This is a genomic window from Clostridium sp. AWRP (assembly GCF_004006395.2).
Lineage (GTDB): Bacteria > Bacillota > Clostridia > Clostridiales > Clostridiaceae > Clostridium_B.
In genome coordinates this window covers 4,135,789-4,153,558 of record NZ_CP029758.2, presented here as the reverse complement: position 1 = coordinate 4,153,558, position 17,770 = coordinate 4,135,789, and the positions used below count along the sequence as shown (strand labels likewise).

The 17,770-nt window shown below is 29.8% G+C and carries 16 protein-coding genes and 1 pseudogene; 7 read left to right on the top strand and 10 right to left on the bottom strand.

Annotated elements, in window-relative coordinates; translation table 11 throughout:
• Window positions 1-10: 10 nt before the first annotated feature.
• The 4 genes and pseudogenes from DMR38_RS19360 to DMR38_RS22675 form a co-directional block, all read right to left on the bottom strand.
• Window positions 11-1,276 (bottom strand): Ger(x)C family spore germination protein, encoded by a 1,266-nt coding sequence (locus tag DMR38_RS19360; RefSeq protein WP_127723103.1) that lies wholly within the window; start codon window positions 1,274-1,276, stop codon window positions 11-13.
• Window positions 1,273-2,373, bottom strand: coding sequence for a GerAB/ArcD/ProY family transporter (locus DMR38_RS19355; protein WP_127723101.1), 1,101 nt, complete (start codon window positions 2,371-2,373; stop codon window positions 1,273-1,275). Before DMR38_RS19355 ends, DMR38_RS19360 begins: the two co-directional genes overlap by 4 nt.
• Before the next feature lie 33 nt (window positions 2,374-2,406).
• The gene (locus DMR38_RS19350; protein ID WP_127723099.1) at window positions 2,407-3,906 is read right to left on the bottom strand and encodes a spore germination protein; all 1,500 of its coding nucleotides are present in this window, start codon (window positions 3,904-3,906) and stop codon (window positions 2,407-2,409) included.
• A gap of 70 nt (window positions 3,907-3,976) precedes the next feature.
• Window positions 3,977-4,168: pseudogene (locus DMR38_RS22675) on the bottom strand (hypothetical protein); the annotation flags it as partial.
• 200 nt (window positions 4,169-4,368) lie between these two features.
• Here DMR38_RS22675 and DMR38_RS19345 point away from each other — a divergent pair.
• A complete protein-coding gene (locus DMR38_RS19345; protein ID WP_127723097.1) occupies window positions 4,369-5,658 on the top strand; it encodes a GGDEF domain-containing protein in 1,290 nt (429 codons plus the stop codon).
• A 131-nt stretch (window positions 5,659-5,789) separates the two neighbouring features.
• Window positions 5,790-7,568 carry a penicillin-binding transpeptidase domain-containing protein gene (locus DMR38_RS19340; protein ID WP_127723095.1) on the top strand — a complete coding sequence of 593 codons (1,779 nt, stop codon included), beginning with the start codon at window positions 5,790-5,792 and terminating at the stop codon, window positions 7,566-7,568.
• A gap of 44 nt (window positions 7,569-7,612) precedes the next feature.
• On the opposite strand, the gene DMR38_RS19335 is transcribed toward DMR38_RS19340, so the two are convergent.
• The 3 genes from DMR38_RS19335 to DMR38_RS19325 all read right to left on the bottom strand — a co-directional run bounded on the left by DMR38_RS19335 (window position 7,613) and on the right by DMR38_RS19325 (window position 11,133).
• On the bottom strand, window positions 7,613-8,197 hold the full coding sequence (locus DMR38_RS19335) for a cyclodeaminase/cyclohydrolase family protein (RefSeq protein ID WP_127723093.1): 585 nt from the start codon (window positions 8,195-8,197) through the stop codon (window positions 7,613-7,615).
• Window positions 8,198-8,384: 187 nt separating this feature from the next.
• Entirely contained in the window at window positions 8,385-9,326 is a 942-nt protein-coding gene (locus tag DMR38_RS19330) for a tRNA-dihydrouridine synthase family protein (protein ID WP_127723091.1), read from the bottom strand.
• Between the two features lie 433 nt (window positions 9,327-9,759).
• Window positions 9,760-11,133 (bottom strand): ISNCY family transposase, encoded by a 1,374-nt coding sequence (locus DMR38_RS19325; RefSeq protein WP_127720638.1) that lies wholly within the window; start codon window positions 11,131-11,133, stop codon window positions 9,760-9,762.
• Between the two features lie 215 nt (window positions 11,134-11,348).
• Here DMR38_RS19325 and DMR38_RS19320 point away from each other — a divergent pair, with 215 nt between their 5' ends.
• The 3 genes from DMR38_RS19320 to DMR38_RS22155 all read left to right on the top strand — a co-directional run bounded on the left by DMR38_RS19320 (window position 11,349) and on the right by DMR38_RS22155 (window position 12,598).
• Entirely contained in the window at window positions 11,349-11,879 is a 531-nt protein-coding gene (locus DMR38_RS19320) for a PadR family transcriptional regulator (RefSeq protein ID WP_127723089.1), read from the top strand.
• A 57-nt stretch (window positions 11,880-11,936) separates the two neighbouring features.
• The gene (locus tag DMR38_RS19315; protein WP_127723087.1) at window positions 11,937-12,392 is read left to right on the top strand and encodes a DUF2889 domain-containing protein; all 456 of its coding nucleotides are present in this window, start codon (window positions 11,937-11,939) and stop codon (window positions 12,390-12,392) included.
• 65 nt (window positions 12,393-12,457) lie between these two features.
• Window positions 12,458-12,598, top strand: a complete 141-nt coding sequence (locus DMR38_RS22155) for a hypothetical protein (RefSeq protein WP_207670767.1) — start codon at window positions 12,458-12,460, stop codon at window positions 12,596-12,598.
• Between the two features lie 157 nt (window positions 12,599-12,755).
• Here the strand turns inward: DMR38_RS22155 and DMR38_RS19310 are convergent, their stop codons facing one another.
• The 3 genes from DMR38_RS19310 to DMR38_RS19300 form a co-directional block, all read right to left on the bottom strand.
• Window positions 12,756-13,604 (bottom strand): hypothetical protein, encoded by an 849-nt coding sequence (locus tag DMR38_RS19310; protein WP_127723085.1) that lies wholly within the window; start codon window positions 13,602-13,604, stop codon window positions 12,756-12,758.
• A complete protein-coding gene (locus tag DMR38_RS19305; protein WP_127723083.1) occupies window positions 13,597-13,935 on the bottom strand; it encodes a PadR family transcriptional regulator in 339 nt (112 codons plus the stop codon). Before DMR38_RS19305 ends, DMR38_RS19310 begins: the two co-directional genes overlap by 8 nt.
• A 284-nt stretch (window positions 13,936-14,219) precedes the next feature.
• On the bottom strand, window positions 14,220-14,600 hold the full coding sequence (locus tag DMR38_RS19300) for an ATP-binding cassette domain-containing protein (RefSeq protein WP_127723081.1): 381 nt from the start codon (window positions 14,598-14,600) through the stop codon (window positions 14,220-14,222).
• Window positions 14,601-15,008: 408 nt separating this feature from the next.
• On the opposite strand from DMR38_RS19300, the gene DMR38_RS19295 reads away from it, so the two are divergent.
• Window positions 15,009-15,392 carry a BlaI/MecI/CopY family transcriptional regulator gene (locus DMR38_RS19295; protein WP_127723079.1) on the top strand — a complete coding sequence of 128 codons (384 nt, stop codon included), beginning with the start codon at window positions 15,009-15,011 and terminating at the stop codon, window positions 15,390-15,392.
• A 42-nt stretch (window positions 15,393-15,434) separates the two neighbouring features.
• Window positions 15,435-17,687 carry a M56 family metallopeptidase gene (locus tag DMR38_RS19290; RefSeq protein ID WP_175413074.1) on the top strand — a complete coding sequence of 751 codons (2,253 nt, stop codon included), beginning with the start codon at window positions 15,435-15,437 and terminating at the stop codon, window positions 17,685-17,687.
• The last annotated feature ends 83 nt before the right edge of the window (window positions 17,688-17,770 follow it).

Genomic DNA, 17,770 nt, shown 5'->3' with positions numbered 1-17,770 from the left:
TTATTTTTAGTTATTTAATCTGAAACCCTTTAATATTTGTTCCAGTATTAGTTATCTTAGTTTTGACATTTACACTAACAGGAATATCATGAAATATATCATCCCAAACCCCTTTATAATACTTGTTCCATTCTTTAGGATGTTGCCTATAAAAACTAAATCCAAAACCAAATATATCTGAATTTAATTCACCTTTACCTTTTTCTAGTGCTGACATAATGTCTGAATCTATGCTTTTTGATAGTTTTTTCTCAATTGAATCAACTATATCTGGACTTATGTATTCATTTTTTTCATCGCTATAATATTTTTTTAAGGTAGCTTCAACCTTAACTTCCAGATATATAACAGGTTGATTATTTTCTATTTTAACTTTAATTTTGCTTCCTGATTTTGTTATATAATAGTAGAGCATTTTCTTGAGATTAGCATGAAGCGGTAAATCTTTTTCATCCTTATTAGTACTAAGCTTATCTATATTAGAAGTTTTATAGGAGGTAATCCTAGTACCTAATATCCAATTTAGACCCATGCTCTCCTTATCATTAAGCCAGCCAACAAATTTATCTTTTTTAAAAGCTGCCATACCACTTGCAAGTATATTGCCATTCTTTTCTACAGAAAACCTTACATCATTTCGAGTTCCACCTAAAGCTTCTCCTGAATCACTACTGAGCGATGTAGTTAACATTCTGGGAGCTACTGGTTCAACCCCTTCTCTATCCATCATCTGCAAATAATCATGCAGAGTAACGGAATATGTGGTACCATTACTTTGAGATGAGCGTAAAAGCATATGCATTTTTTTACCCGAAGAGGTCTCAGAATTAGGATCACGGGTGGCTATTGTCCCCTGGGCACTTCCAGGTACAATTATTATGTTTACAGAATTACGAATGGTTGAGATACTATCAAAAAATACAATTAGATCTTTCATAAGGTATTTTGCTGCATCTTCACTAATTGCTATAACCTGCAGATACCCAAAAAACAGCTTATTAGGACTTGTCTGCTGCAGCTTTGTTAACGCATCAATTATTGTAATACCAGATGCAGAATAGACTGTTCCTGTACTATTGGTAGTATTTGCCTTATCCCCCATGGATCTAGCAATTGGAATATATTGCAGTGTTATAGTTACTTCATTAGATTTTGCATCCAAATCTACTCCTAGAGCATATATTTGAGACATCTGTTCATACTCCATATAATCCCAGCAGCCAACGAAAGAAAACATAAAAATTATTAACGATATTATAAGCATTGTCTTTTTCATCCCACATCACTTCCAGACCTTTTTTTCTTAATATAAGCACCAAGAAAAGCTATTATTATAATAAACACTACAAAAGGTAAAATAATATAATAATCCATAAATATAGAAGCAAAAAATGCTTTATTATAGGAATTTAATTTTATAGACGGGATTATGATTATAATTGAAATTAAAAGCAATATAATAAAAGAATATTTCTCATTAAATAATTTTTTTATAGGTATCCATGTACAATATAAATATAATGATAATCTTAAAGTAGCGATTAGTTGATACGTAGCTAGAATGAATATTTCCAGTCCTCTAAAAAAATCTCCAAGATAAATAGCTCTTGATATTTCAATTCCTACGGATGCAGTACGCAATAACAATCCGCTGCCAGATACACCTTGCATAATAAATGCTGCCAACGATAATATGAACGACCAAAGAACAATTCCGTTTATTATACTTTTTCTATTACCAGCGGTTTGAGGCATATGATCAACCATCACTATCATAAACAGTAATATTTCTGAGGCTGAACATAATGAAAAGTACACCGCCTGCCCAAATTTTAATAGTGTAGTATCAAATATAGGAAATATGTTTTTAAAATCAAATTCACTCACAAAAGCAAGAGAAAACCCTGTGAAATAATTTAATATATACCATGCGGTTAGTAGTTCTACCGCTCTTCCAAATAGCAAGGTTTTATTATTCACAAATAAAAAGGCCATGATAAGAATAATGGTCATAATCACCCATACAGGAGTTAATTGTAAAAAGTGTATCTTAACTGTTCCAGTCAAAAAATTCAAAATAATTACTGCTAAAATAATATTTATTACTGCATTAATTATTATCACAATTATATATAAAGGCTTTCCAAAACTAATATTAATAATGTCAAATATATTACATTCAGGATACTTCTTGCTTAAATATACTATTACAATGGCAATAGGAATGGTCAAAAGAATTCCTATTGCCATTGCAACCCATCCACTTCTTCCTGATAAATATACAGCCCAAATAAAATTAAATGCCATATTACCACATCCACTTGCAAATGTAAGAAAAATAATTTGTTCTCTTGTGAATTTATCATATCTCAATGGAGGGCACCTTCTCTTATAATAAAAGATATTTCATTGCTTTTTTGTATTTCCAGCTTTATTACTATGTACATTTGCAATAAGTGTTAGTTTGTTTTTCAACATTTTGAAAGGTGCTCTGATAAAAACATCTTTCCATCCTTGAAACTCAATTGGTATGACTGGATATAAGTAAGGTACTCCAAAGGATTCCAATATGGACATTCTCCATAGAATAATAAAACTACCATTAAAAAAACCAAATATGCCTAAAAACCCTGATAACAATATTAAAAAATAATTAATTATTCTTGAAGTATTTACTAGTATAGTTGATGAAATAGCAAAGGTAGCTATTGCTGAAAATGCCACCACTATAATAATAGATACACTTATATAACCTGCTGCTACAGCTGACTGACCGATTATAACTGCACCTAAAGTTCCTACAAAATAACCTACTATTCCCGGCATACGTGTTCCAGCTTCACGAAATATATCAATTATAATCGTCATGGCGAGCAGCTCTACTATTGAAGGGAATGGGACACCATTTCTTCCTTGAGAAATATTCAAAGCAAGAGATGGCGGAACAATAGTATGATTGTAAGTAACAAAGGAAAGGTATAGCGGTGATACGGTAATAGATACAATAAAAGATAAAATTCTAATGATTCTTAATAGCGAAGCAGCAAAAGGTAACTGTGAATAATCATCCATAGTTTTAAAGTTATTCCAAAAAGTCATTGGTACTATCAATGCAAAGGGACTATTATTGCAAAGTATTACAACATGGCCGTCGGACAGTGCCCTTGAAACTACGTCTGGACGTTCTGTCAATCTATAGGTTGGAAATATACTAGTAGGTTTATCTTGTATAAGTTCAGCTAAAGTGCTAGTACCATCTACTATATTGATATCCACATCTCTAATACGTCTTCTCATTTCTTCTACAATATCATCCTTAGCTAACCCTTTAATCCATAACAATTTTGAATTTGTACAGGATAATCTTCCTAACGTGAAAGTTTCAAATTTAAGTGTTGGTATAGGAAGTCTCCTAATAACCATGCTAATATTGGTTTCTATATCTTCTACAAAGGCTTCTTTAGAAGCAAAAATAGTCGTTTCATTTTCTGGATTATTTATAGATCTTTTTTCCATCTTTGGAGCTTGAATTATAAGTATACTGCTAGACTCCTCAAAGAAAATTACTGTATTTCCTTTTAATAATTCAGTTGCAGCTTCTTCTTTTTGTTTTATTATTTTGGTGTTTATTGGTGAAATAAACATTGTCTGTGCCAATATACTTATGTCACTATTTTCTATATTATTTTTTAATGTTCCCTGTAATAAAGGGGTAATAACCTGATCACTTATAAACTCTTTATCACAAAGACTTGTCACATATAATACTCCAATTTCTTTCTGACCTCCAAAGGCTTTAAATTTACCTTCACCGAGACCAATACCATCTCCTAATTGATTTTTGATAAAAGATAAGTTTTGTTCAACATATGAATTGGAGTAATTTGTGTCCTTTTTTTGTCCCATATTAATCACATTTCCTTATAAAATTTATAATTATTGTATATAGTACTGTGTATTTTCTATATTTTTTATACTACGATTTAACGTAGGCTATTATTTCATCTATATTCTTTCTTGCCGTAAAATCCACTGGTTTATCATATACGGCAAGCATACCTATTTCATCACTTGTTAATTTTTTTTGCTTTTTACTTTTAATTTTCCATTTTAGTAATGCTATAAGAAATTTATCAAAAAGGGACAGTTTACTATAATTAAAGCCACCTCCATAAGAAAACTATATATACTAAATTACTATTACAAATGTAATATTATCCAAAGCAATTATCTTTATTAGCAAGCAATATTTTATTGGATTTTTTTATTATTTAATAATATAATGTATTTAATAATATATATCCAGATAATAAAATTATTTGAAGCAGTTGTTATATGTAATTATTATTTTATTGTAGGAGGGTTCATATGTATAAATATAAAAATTATATTTTTGAAGTTATTATTTTATTGGTTGTGACAGCAGCTTTATATATGACCAACCTATATAGCTATTTGTTATTTCACAGCCTTGCAGAGTTATTTAGTGTAACAATAGGATTTACTTTATTTATAGTAGCATGGAATTCAAAAAATTTTTCAAAAAAATATTTTGATTACCTTGTATTTATAGGTATTGCATATATGTTTGTAGCATTTTTAGATTTATTACATACGCTGTCATACAACGGCATGAACATTTTTAGAGGATATAATTTTTATGCCAATCAATTGTGGATAGGAGCTCGTTATCTCGAAAGTATTTCTTTGTTGATACCATTTGTATTCATACATTTTAAGAAAAAATTGAGGCCATATTTAACTTTTGCAATTTATACGGTAGTTACTGCAAGTATTATAGCTTCAATTTTTTATTTCAAGGTATTCCCTATATGTTTTATTGAAGGGAAAGGACAGACTCCATTTAAGATAATTAGCGAATATATCATATGTGGAATATTAACAACTGATATCATATTGTTAAGGAAGAACAAAAATAAATTTGATAGTAAAGTTTATGGATACTTGTTTGGCTCTATTATTTTTACTATAATATCTGAATTTGAATTTACTTTATATATAAATAACTATGCATTTTCAAATTTGTTAGGGCATTATTTTAAGATGATATCTTTTTACCTTATATATAAGGCAGTTATAATAACCTGTATTACTCAGCCGTATAATACCATATTTAAAGAACTGACAGACAAAGAAAATGAATTAGAAAAAACAGCTGCCACTGATGAAATGACGAAATTATACAATAGAAGGGCAGGTATGGAGTTCTTGGATAAAGAAATGAAAAATGCATTAACGAACAAAAACAATTTAACAATATGTTTTATAGATGTGGATAATTTAAAAAAGACAAATGATACTTATGGACATATTGAAGGGGACAATCTTATCTTAAATGTAGTCAAATTGATAGTCTCTAATGTAAGAAATTCTGACTATGTTTGTAGAATAGGGGGAGATGAATTTCTTATTGTGTTCCCTAATATTGTTATAGGAGAGGCAGAATTAATTATTAATAGAATAAGAAGTGATATGGACAAGCTTAATACAGGCAGCTCTTTTAATTACAAAGTGGATTTTAGCTATGGTTTTGCAGAATATAATAATGCAAAAAAGGTTGGTATTGATACTTTAATAGAGATAGCAGATAACAATATGTATAAGAATAAAGTGCAAAAGCGAAAAATGATGGTATAAATCATGATTACTTATAGTTGAATATGATTACAGCTTTTAATATAATAATTTATATAGCATATAAGAAATAATATTATAAAATGGCAATTAGTTAAATAGGAAAATTGCCTGAAAGACTAAAGAGGATAAGGATGAAAACAAAAAAATTTGTTAAAAAAAATAAATTTATATTTGCTGGTATACTATTGGTTGTTGTATTTTTAGGACTAGTTGGAAGGTTAGGGTATTTAATGGTAGTAAAGGGTTCTGAATATAAATCAATGGCTGTGGAGCAGCAAACAACTACAATACCAATTAGTGCTAAAAGAGGAGAAATTCTAGATAGAAATTCTAATGAATTAGCAGTAAATGAAAGTATTTATAGAGTTGACCTGGATTTAAAAACATTAAGACAAACTTTAAGTGAGAGAAAAATGTCTTTTTCTCAACTAGCTGATAAATTGTCGCCCATACTTAATATGAAATCTGGTGATGTTTTAAAAGTATTAAGTACAACACTACCTAATGGACTGCCTGCTAATTCAGCTTTATTGAAAAGGCAAATTAAGAAACCTGTAATGACTAAGGTTAAAGCGCTAAATATTAAAGGAATTATTATTTCACCAGATACCAAAAGGTATTATGTAAATGGAAATTTTATGACAAGTATTTTAGGGTTGGTAAATCCTGAGGGCAATGGAATTTCTGGGGCAGAATTAAGCTATGATAAAGAACTTTCAGGTACGCCTGGTAGTATGACTTATGAAAAAGATGCAAAAAATAATCAATTACCTTATGAATCTGAAAAATATACCCCGCCAGTAGATGGCAAAAATGTTATTTTAACAATAGATTCAGTTATTCAACAATATGCTGAACAAGCGGCCCAAAAAGCTTTAGAAGACAATAATGCGAAAGCAGTTAATATTTTAGTTATGAATCCTCAAAATGGAGAAATATTAGCAATGGCAAATAAGCCTAGTGTAGATCTTAACAATGCAGCAAGTATAGCCAAAAACTCTAAAGATGCTGAAATGCTTTGGAAAAATCCTTCTATTCAAGATAATTTTGAACCAGGGTCTATATTTAAAGTTGTTACTGCAGCAAGTGCTTTAGAAAACAATATTGGATTGAATGATACCTATATATGTGATGGAAGTATAACAATTGATAAACATCCTATTCACTGCTGGAATTTAAATGGGCATGGCAGCGAAAGCTTTGTGGATATAATAAAGAATTCCTGTAATGTAGGTTTTGCAGAGTTAGGAAATAAGCTAGGTAAAGACAAGCTTGTTGCCACTGCACAAAAAATGGGATTTGGTAAAAAAACAGGGATAGACTTGCCTGGAGAATCAGCAGGTATTCTGAGAAGCCCTGATCAAATTAACCGATTTGATTTATCTGAACTTGCTTTTGGACAAGGCGTTGCAGTCAATCAAGTTCAATATATGGCTGCTTTTAATGCAATAGCAAATGGAGGAACATGGATAAGACCGCATGTTATGAAGAGTATTGCACACATTGATGATACAAGTAATGAAGTTATAGATAAAAAATATGATAATTATGGCAAAAAAACTGTGTATAATGCTAAATTAGCATCTGAGTTGAGAGATGATTTAACTAAAGTAGTTACTTCAGGTGTAGGACAAAATGCCTTTTTACAAGGATTAGATATTGCAGGTAAAACTGGTACGGCTCAGGTAGCTGATCCTAAAACAGGAGGTTATGCAGTGGGAAAATATATGTCTTCCTTTGCTGGTATGGCTCCTGAGGAGAATCCCAAAATAACTTTGCTTGTAAGTGTGAACGAACCTAGCGGATCAAATTATTATGCTTCAGATGTTTCAGCACCTGTGGCGAGAACTTTATTTCAGCAGATATTTAATTATATTGGTATTAAAGGTGAAAAAAGTGTGTTAAATTAATATTTCAACTTTGGCACATATGAAATTTTGACTTAATATATTTATTACATTTCTAAGTTTGTCTCTAATTCATCAATTTTTCTTGAAATATAAGTTTGAAAATCCTGATCATGGACAAAGACAAGATTTGATTTTATAAGAAAAATTGATGAACGAACTGCAGATTGTGCCAGAATATAAGCTTGCTTTACATCTGATGCTGATGTTTTACATCCATGTTTATTAACAAATCTTATAGTATAAATTAACTCTACAATATTGTTGGCCATACTTAGAGGTATCTCTATAGCTGTTTTAAAACTATTTTGCAATTCCTTTTGTTGAATTTCTTTTTCGGATTCTGTATTTAACTTCATTAAATACAAATCTATTACTTTTTTAAAGGCTTTTGTATCTTTATCAATATCATTAAGAAAAATCTCCCTATAGGAAGAACATTCTTCAGCTATTTCTTTCATTTTATCTGAAATATCATGATATTTAGGTTTTTTTGAGGTAAGGTTGGCAGCCATTTCAGTTAATGCTGCTGCAGAAGCTGCGCTCAAGGCGGCTATGCTTCCTGCAGCTGGAGTTAATGGTTTAGAAGCTATATTTTCTAAGAAAGAATTGATTGGTTTATCACTTAGCATTTAATCACCTACCTATAAGCTAATATTAAGAGATAAAATGTTGTATTTTATCTAATGAATACCATCTGTAATACTCCCATCCTCTTAAGCAAACTCTGCCTGAGTCTAAAAATCACTTTATGAAATTAGTATGCCCATGGATATAAAGTCTAAACTAAATTAGAAATGTAATAGATATTTGATTTTACTAATTTTCTAAAATAGTCTGTTCGCGAAATAGGCTTAAAACTGCTGCATCGTAATCGCATAATCTTTCTGATTTATTAATTTTTTTTGCATATTTTGCATTGTTAGAAAATATCTGAATCATATAAGACCATAATTCTTTCATTCTAAACAAGACATTCCTATCGCCAAAAAGTACTTTTTTATAATCTTCATAAATCTTGTCATGAAAATCTTTTAGTAATTTTTTATCTAGTTTAGTATTATTTTTAATATCATTAATCAATCCAGGGTTAGTTAATAATCCACGGCCAATCATTATAGTTTTTACACTGCAGAAATCAGTCGTAAATTTCTTATAATCTTTAACTGTAAAAATGTCACCATTATAGCAAACAGGATTTTTACTTAAAGCCAGGGCGTCCTTAAAAATTTTCAAATTAGGCTTGTTTTTATAAAAATCTTTTTGAATCCTAGGATGAATGATAAGTTCTTTTATAGGATATTTGTTAAATATTTCAATCAAGTTATAAAATTCTTCTGGACTGTCCTTTCCTATTCTAGTTTTTACTGAGATTTTTGCTGCAGCCTCTGAAAAAATTTCCTCTAAAAAAGCATCAAGTTCTTTTGCTTTTGAAAGGAATCCAGATCCTCTATTTTTTGAAACTACAGTTCCAGAAGGGCATCCTAAATTTAAATTGACCTCAGTATATCCCATTTTCTTTAGTTTCTTTGAAGTATGTATAAAGTCTTTTGCATTATTTGTTAGTAATTGTGGAATCAAAACTATACCTTGGTTGTTTTCAGGTAAAATATCATTTAATTCCTTTGTTTTAAACTTATCACTTTGATTTGCAAAAATAAAAGGTGAAAAGTATTTATCTATTTTATTAAAAAAGGCATTATGGGCATTTCTATAAATGTACCCAGTCAAACCTTCCATAGGTGCGAAATAAAAATTCATATGTTTAAAAGCTCCTTTATTTAAGTAGTGTTATTATCACATTCATATGCTCATAACAAATATTATACTTTATTGTCACTTATTATTTCAAATTTAGTTCCTTATATACTCATTCCCTAACGAACTGGATGAAGTAAAAGTGGGGCACATAGATAGAATATTATGTGGATAATGTGGATAATCTGTGTATAACTTGTGAGTTAATAAATGATAATGTTGTGTCACGTCATTTTAGAAAAATGCTGATTTCTATGCTAAGTTAATTATATAATTTGTACATATTGTGTCAACTAATTTTGAAAATGTCCCAAAAAGTTTTAATTATTAGCACCAGCAATAGCTGGTGCTTTGTTACGCTTATAACATTATTTTTAGGTATAGCAAACACATCCATCAACTTAAAGTTTTTTAAGTAAAAGGGCTTTTTAGTTCTTTAAGCTATGTTTTCTTTTTGTCTATGAGCCTGCTTATTGCAATAATGTTCAAATGAAGCCTGCTTCCATGGGTGACTCATCGGCGGTATATAGTGTTTCTTTGGAGTTTTTGAGGTCTTCGCAAGATCAAAATTTTTTGATGAAGGAACATGATCCGGAAGCAATTCAAGTGCATAAACTTTTTCGTTTGCACAAAAATATAGATCATTGTTAAATGCCTTTATTACTATACCGCAGGTACCTTTATGGTAATATACTGGGTGACCATTAGCATCTACTGGAAGATAATATCCTTTATTGTATTTTACACAACTCCCATTGTCTACTTTCCTACTAGCAAGTACACCAAGAATTAAATTGATTTTCTCAATATCAGGTTGCGTTTCGAATACAGATTTGATATTATCAACAGGTAAAGCAAATCGAGCATTGAATTTTTTTATGTAGGAGTTTAAAAATTCATTTGCCTGCTCAATCGTGCTTATACCAGCTAAACGCAATTCGATAGGAAGTCGTGATTGCAGTGTTTGAAACATTCGTTCCACACGCCCCTTGGCTTGTGGAATGCTGCTGGTTTTAATCTCAATTCCTAACTGCTTGCAGGCATAACCGAATTGGGTAAAAGTGTCCTCTTCGATAGAAGGGGATTTCTTTTGTTTATACTCAAAAACTGTACGCCTATCGGTGTAAAACATATAAGGAATACCATAGGTTTTCAATATTTGCTCAAGTACATGGTAATATCCATTTAGCGTTTCTTGAACATCGAAATAAGCACCTACAATAGCACCTGTGGCATCATCTACAGCTATATGAAGCTGACTTTTTTCTCCACCAAACCAAGGATGAAGAGAAGCATCCATCTGAAGCATTTCTCCAAAGTAGGCACATCTCGGACGCCTAGGATGAGCATCTTCGATAGCAAGAATAGAACTTTGAATAACACTAGCCTGCTTTTTTGACTTTGTAGATTTTTGCATATCTTTAAGTTTAGTGTATAGAGCCTTCTTAGAAGAACGTTTTGCCTTAGGAGACAGGATGAATTCCTGCAAAAGGATGGAACGTATAGTGTTTGATGAAACTTTGATTCCTTCAAATTCTTTTAAGAGTTCTGAAAAATGAGTTAAATTGGTGCCTTCATATTTTGTTCGATATAAGTCAACAATAGTCTGTTTTGTAGAATTATCTAAAGCATGGACAGGTTTTTTACCACGATTTCCATGTATAAAAAAGGCTTTTCCCTGCTCTTTATACCCTTTAATCATTCTGTTAATGTGCCTAACAGTACAGTTAATCTGTACAGCAGCTCTTTGCTTGTTACCATTGCTCTCTACTAATTTCTTGATTATGTTATATTTTGCATTCTCATTCATTGTTAAAACTACCTTTCTGATTTTGTCCACCTCACTTCTTAGTCATGAGGTTTTATTATACTATAAACTTATTTATTTGGGACATAATCAAATGCGGTATACTAAGACATTATCACAATTCAATCATAAGTTAATTATATAATTTGTACATATTGTTGACACTACCCCAAAATATGATATAATTATAGTCAGTACTGAGTATAAGGAGATTACAAATGAAAGTACAATTGTATATTCTAGGGATTCTTATGAGATATGGTTCTCAACATGGATATAGTATAAAACAAATAGTATCAGATAACATAGCAGCCTTTGCTAAAATCAAACTTCCTACAATTTATTATCATTTAGATAAACTTGCTGAAAAAGGTTATATAAATTTTGTTATTCAAAAAGATGGCAGTAGGCCTGAAAAAACAGTATATTCTATTACTGATTCAGGAGTTGCTTATTTTAAATCTTTACTTAATAAAATATTAACTGAAAATTATAGTGTAGAATTTAATTTTGATGGAGTATTATATTTTTCTGATTTTGCTGATAAGGATGCCGTTATTAAAAACTTAAATAGACAAAAAAAGTATATAGAAAATAAGTTGAAAGAATTAGCTAGAACTAAAGATAGTACAGTAAGTAAATTGTTACCTGATTACAGAATTTACTGCATTAGCATATTTAATCATCATATATATCATTTTGAAACTGAGTTAAAATGGATAAATGAAACATTGGAGGAACTCTCTTAAGAGTTCCAAAAAAATGTCATTATAGTCAGTGCTGAGTATAACTATGGAGGTATATTTATGGAAAAGAGTCTTTATTCAAGAAATTTTGAAGTTAACTATTATGAAGTGGAGGATAATATTTGGAGAACCACATCACATTTAAAGGATCATCAACATGACATTCAAGTAATAGTAGATGTATCTGTACCAGATATGATTATATTGGATGCTAGGGTAGAATTAGTGCGTTATCCAATGAAAAATTGTATCTTAATTAAAGATAAAATGAAAGAATTAATAGGTGTTAATGTTATTTCAGAATTTCGCTCTAAATGTGATGAATTGTTTTCTAGTGAAATGGGATGTGGCAATGTTAGAATGCTTCTTGGAACTTCTGTTCCTGGCGTAATCTATAATTATTTTCCACATCAAATTGAAATAGGAAATATGACGGAAAACCAATGGTGGGATTTTTGCAAAGAAAAACTTCCTAAGGCATGTATAGCTCACACAATAATGAGTAATAATGACTAAATATTGGTTGACAGGTGTTAACAGTGGAGTGTTTTGGGGAGAAAAATCAATAGTACTTGGCTGGTATGCTGACGAAGAAAAAAATAAAAAGGGAAATGGATGAAATTGCACAAGCAATTAACAATGGAATACCAGCATATGAAATAAAACATGCGGCTAAGGTAAAAACTAACTTGTTAAGAGTAAAATTAGATGAAGAGCTATAATATTTAGTTTAATAGGTTGGTATCATGAAAAAATCGTACTGGGTTTGTCCAGTACGATTATGTATTAATTGATTTTATTAGTAAATTTGAAGTATAATAAATAATTTTTTATGAGTTAAAATTTTTAGATAGAGATTTGTCGTCCATATAAAAAATACTATTCTTTCTTACCTTTAGATCCGAAGTAACTTAACACTAAGAAAAGAATATACCCAAATATAACTAATATAACTGATGCAATTTTGCCATTACTGCTTGACATCCAGTTTTTTGTTAATGGTATTCTTAATGTGATTCCAATGAAACAAAGAATAAATATAGGTGGTAGAAAAGGCCACCATATACGACGTTCCTGCTTGTCACAATTAAATATAAAGAAAGCGGCAGCAATAAGTAATATAGATATAATAAAAATTCCGAACAAATTTGACAAATGTATAGTTATCAGGTGAGGAGTAAATAAATCAATCAATACAAACAAACCAATTATCAAAGAAACAAAGAGCCATATAGACAAAAAAGCGGCAACCTTTCCTTTAATGATTTTTGTATAAATACTTTTGTGCAGTATAAAAAATACAATTTCTACAACTAAGAAGCTCAATAAACCATTTATGATTAGTATAAGAATATTTATTCCCTTGTCTGGAGCAGTTAATGCACTCAGTACTTCAAAGAAAGAACTAATGCCAAAGACAAGACCAGTTAACTTAAATGTTTCTTTTTTGCTGGATTTACCAAGGTTATGAATCAATTCATCTGCTGCTAATTGTTGATTCTTTCCAAAGAATTCTTCGGCAGATTGATTATCTTCCTGGGCGGAAATTATATCCTGTAAAATCTGCATCAATAAGTTCTCTACCTCATGATCGTCATAAAATAATCCAGCAGTACGAATATATACCAACAGTTGTTCATAATACTCTCTATTTTCATCCGTTAATTTTTTGCGCAATTCATTATTTCTTTCAATAATTTCTTTCACAGAAATGTCTTTTCTATTCATACAATTTTTCTCCTTTCAAGCATATTAAATTATCAACCTTGGACTCTAAATCCTTCCACTGTTCAACAAAATCCTTACAATGAGTTTTCCCTTCTGTAGTTATGTAATAATATTTCCTATCAGGGCCTTCTGGTGAAGGCTTTATTGTACTTGAAAGATAGCCTTGCTTTTCTAATTTTTGAAGCAGGGGATATACAGTACCTGCAACTATTTCTTTAAACCCATATTTTTTTAGCATTTGAATCATTTCATATCCATATATTTCGTTTTCTAAAACAACTAGAAGTACACATCCTTCCAGTACGCCTTTTAAAAGCTGAGTCTGCTTCAAATTATCACTCCTTGTTTCGACTATTATGCATTACATACTAGCATTTTTATTATTATACGATAGTTTAGCTATTATGTAAAGCATAATAGCTAAAAAGTATATTATTATAATTATAATTAATATGTCGTCCTGTATATAAATATTTGTTCTGTTTAACTCATAATGTTGAAATCTCAGACAGTATGTATAAATAATCTTAATTGATATAGTAACTATAATCTAAAATAATCTTTTCTTCATGCATCTTATAAATAGTATTATCAAAAACAAAGAATAGACTAATACTACTGCAAAAGCACACAGTATATTTGTACTATGTTAATAAATCTTTTTTGAGACTTATCATCTTGTCCTGAAAGTGGTTCATCTAATAGTAATATATTAGGTTTAGATATAAGGGCTTGTATAACAGCGACTTTTTGAATTGTACCTTTTGATAAGCATTTTATACGAATATTTTTCATTGAATCGATATTAAAAGTTTGAAATAGTTCGTTTGAATATTTATCTATATATGTTTGAGAAAGACCTTCTATTTTTCCCATGTAATAAATATATTTACATGGAGTAAAATTAAGTTTAGGAAAACGGTCTGGAACATATCTAATCTTAAACTTATCTCCATAAATTTTACTAGCATTTTTGAGAGTAATTAAACTTTCCATAGGTATGAAATTTCCTTTCTATTTATTAAAACAAAAACTTGTAAAATGAAATCTATTAAAAAATATTGTGATTAAAGTTAAATGGCACCTTGTAAACATAAAATTTCCCAATTTAATTTCCCAATTTAATTTATTGTATGCTTCTTACATAAAAAGTTCAAATATAAATGGAATAATCTAAAAGCTGTTCTTCTTATTATTTTGGTTTCAAGGAGATCTATAGATTAAAAATAGATTTTTACTTTGACTATGGGTACATGTTGGCTGTGATTACCCCATTAAAAGGTAACACACCTTAAAAAGCTATTAATAAAAAATTTATAATATATCTTGACAAGTATCATCTACAGTTGTAGACTATATTTGTTGGTTTACAATTGTAGATTATAAAATGGAGAGGAGTATATTATGAGAGATATTCCTAAAATATCAGCAGCTGAGTGGGAAATAATGAAGGTTATATGGAAGGAAAACCCGTTGACATCTCAAAAAATAATAAATTCTTTATCTGATAAAATGGGATGGTCAGCCCAAACAATTAAAACTTTTTTGGCAAGACTCGTAAAAAAGGAAATAATAGGGTTTCAGAAGTCAGGTAGAATTTATAATTACTATCCGTTAATCTCAGAAGATGAGTGTATTAAAGTTGAAAATAAATCTTTTCTTCATAAAGTATATGATGGAGCTGTAAGTATCCTTTTTACGAAGTTTTTAGAAGAAGAGTCTTTATCAGAAAAAGAAATTGAACATCTTGAAAAGCTTCTTAAGAGTAAAAAAGAAAAAAAGAAGTAACTTTAAGAGTTTCTGGATTATTATGAAAGAGGAATGTTAGAGATGGAAATCTTACAAATGATTTTTTTATGGGTTTTGCAAACTTCCTTAACAGCAAGTATTGCAATACTGATAATTACTTTAATTTTGAAGTTATTCAATAACCATATTGGTGTAAAGTTTAAACATGCACTATGGATTATAGTGCTTATAAGACTTATTATACCTGTAATTTCACAAAATCAAATAAATTTGTTTAGTATTTTTACGAGAAATGAACAGGGTACTTCACAAAATAAAAATACTATCCAAAAAAGACATAGCTTATCCTTGGATCTTTCAAGGTTAAACCAATCAAATTTGAATAGTACTAAACGTCAACCCCATTATAACAACAACATTGAAAATAAGCAAGTTATGTATATAAAAGATAAATGGCAAAGTATAGATAAAAATAAGTTAGTTGTGAATATATATAAGGTAGCTTCTTGTGTATGGCTATCAGGATTGCTTATTATAGCTTCCATATTTTTATTAGTTTTAGTAAAGTCCAAGAAGAAATTTAAAGTTTTGAAAACCCTTGATGATACGGAAGTGTTAGCACTAATTAGGGAATGTAAGAAAAAAGCTGATATAAATATAGATATTCCTATTTATGTATATGACAATTTTAAAAGCCCTTGTATATTAGGTGTTTTAAAACCTAAAATTTATATACCACAAGGCCTAATTAATATGGACAACCTCAAACAATTTTCATATATTATCTTACATGAGCTAGTTCATTATAAAAGAAAAGATCTATTTTATAATTCGCTTAGTATAGTTGCTGTTTTAATACATTGGTTTAATCCCTTGGTATGGTTTGCTATGAATAAAATGAAGTTGCAAAGAGAATGCGCTTGTGATGCTTGTGTACTTGAAATACTTGGAGAAAAAGAGACTGTAGATTATGGTATGACACTAATTAATTTTTCAAGAAAGTCTTTAAATTTAGCTAGGTATCCTCAAGCAGCAATTTTTTTTGAAACTGAGAGTCAAATCGAAGGGAGAATAAAAATGATAACAAAATTCAAAAAAGGATCTTATAAAATGTCTGCATCGGCTGTTTTATGTTGTGTACTAGTTGGAGGATTAACACTTGCTAATGGTATTAGTGTTAAAGCTGTGGGAAACAATGCTATCCCTGCTGTAACTTCTAATAGCACTATGAGTTCTGCTCAAAAAATTCAGTTTCTTGTGGATTCACAAGTAAAAGAATATGATAACTTAGCAAAAGCACAAACAGTAGCTGGTTTTAAATTCAAGGTACCAGATTATATGCCTGTAGGCTATAAAGTTATTAATTATTTTCAGGTTGAAAAAATTTCAGATAAGGATAATTTTTTATCTATAAGTTTTAATGATAAATATAATATGCCTAATATACCAATAGATCGTATTTCGTTTAAAGTTTTTCATACAAACTATACAGAGGCACTAAAGAAAGTGGTAGATTTAGATCCTCAATTTGAAAAAGACGGTGGTAAAGTTGAAACGTCAGAACAACCTATGAAGCTAGGAGAAATAAATGGAACAAGTGTTACTGCAAAATTTTTTACACCAGCTCAAAAGAATCAAGGATTGTCTAAAAATACTCAAAGTGTTAGTAAGTATTTCATATGGCAGGATGAAGGCAACTGGTATAGCTTAGAATATAGTGGTATATATCAGGGAATAGAGTCTGTAAATCTTTCTCAAGATGAAGTAGAAAAAATAGCATCATCCATAAAATATCCAGAGGAAGTAAAAAAGTTAGATTATAATACTCCAGGTAAAAGTTCAGAGTATGAGATTTATGATAAAGATGATTTAAAAGCAGCTGAAAATGTACTTGGTTTTAAATTTAAGTTCCCGAATAGTGCAAATAAAGATATAAAGATTTCAAGTGCTTTTGTGTCCAAAGAGAATAAATATTTTGGCATAGAATACTGCAAGAATAATGCTGTAGTGGGGAATCTGCTTCAAACAAAAGATTATAAACAGTATGAGGAAGCAAGAAATACAGGATATGTTACTATTCCAGGACTAGGTGGAAACTTAACAAAAAATAAGACACAGTTATTAAATATTGCAGGTAAACAAGTTTTTAAATATGAATATGAATTAAAAAATGGTGAAGGTAATAAAGAAACAGTTTATATTTGGAGTGAAAATGGTGTTTGCTACAAGTTTGATTCTAGTTCTTCAAACAAAAATGGTTTAAGTGAAAATGAATTAAATGAATTAGTTAATTTTGTTGTAGGTTCAAGCACATTTGAGCAAAGCGGCAATTAGAAACATACATGGTGTTAATATGGGGTGTCTCTCAGCACTTGTTGAGGGACACTTTATATGTCATGCCTAAATACTTGATGGAG

What these genes read in the sequence shown, in the direction of transcription:
- DMR38_RS19340 (WP_127723095.1), top strand. Translation starts at nt 5,790, where the DNA reads ATGAAAACAAAAAAATTTGTTAAAAAAAATAAATTTATATTTGCTGGT.
- DMR38_RS19290 (WP_175413074.1), top strand. Translation starts at nt 15,435, where the DNA reads ATGGAAATCTTACAAATGATTTTTTTATGGGTTTTGCAAACTTCCTTA.
- DMR38_RS19330 (WP_127723091.1), bottom strand. Translation starts at nt 9,326, where the DNA reads ATGAATTTTTATTTCGCACCTATGGAAGGTTTGACTGGGTACATTTAT.
- DMR38_RS19295 (WP_127723079.1), top strand. Translation starts at nt 15,009, where the DNA reads ATGAGAGATATTCCTAAAATATCAGCAGCTGAGTGGGAAATAATGAAG.
- DMR38_RS22155 (WP_207670767.1), top strand. Translation starts at nt 12,458, where the DNA reads ATGCTGACGAAGAAAAAAATAAAAAGGGAAATGGATGAAATTGCACAA.
- DMR38_RS19360 (WP_127723103.1), bottom strand. Translation starts at nt 1,276, where the DNA reads ATGAAAAAGACAATGCTTATAATATCGTTAATAATTTTTATGTTTTCT.
- DMR38_RS19345 (WP_127723097.1), top strand. Translation starts at nt 4,369, where the DNA reads ATGTATAAATATAAAAATTATATTTTTGAAGTTATTATTTTATTGGTT.
- DMR38_RS19310 (WP_127723085.1), bottom strand. Translation starts at nt 13,604, where the DNA reads ATGAATAGAAAAGACATTTCTGTGAAAGAAATTATTGAAAGAAATAAT.
- DMR38_RS19315 (WP_127723087.1), top strand. Translation starts at nt 11,937, where the DNA reads ATGGAAAAGAGTCTTTATTCAAGAAATTTTGAAGTTAACTATTATGAA.
- DMR38_RS19320 (WP_127723089.1), top strand. Translation starts at nt 11,349, where the DNA reads ATGAAAGTACAATTGTATATTCTAGGGATTCTTATGAGATATGGTTCT.
- DMR38_RS19325 (WP_127720638.1), bottom strand. Translation starts at nt 11,133, where the DNA reads ATGAATGAGAATGCAAAATATAACATAATCAAGAAATTAGTAGAGAGC.
- DMR38_RS19300 (WP_127723081.1), bottom strand. Translation starts at nt 14,600, where the DNA reads ATGGAAAGTTTAATTACTCTCAAAAATGCTAGTAAAATTTATGGAGAT.
- DMR38_RS19350 (WP_127723099.1), bottom strand. Translation starts at nt 3,906, where the DNA reads ATGGGACAAAAAAAGGACACAAATTACTCCAATTCATATGTTGAACAA.
- DMR38_RS19335 (WP_127723093.1), bottom strand. Translation starts at nt 8,197, where the DNA reads ATGCTAAGTGATAAACCAATCAATTCTTTCTTAGAAAATATAGCTTCT.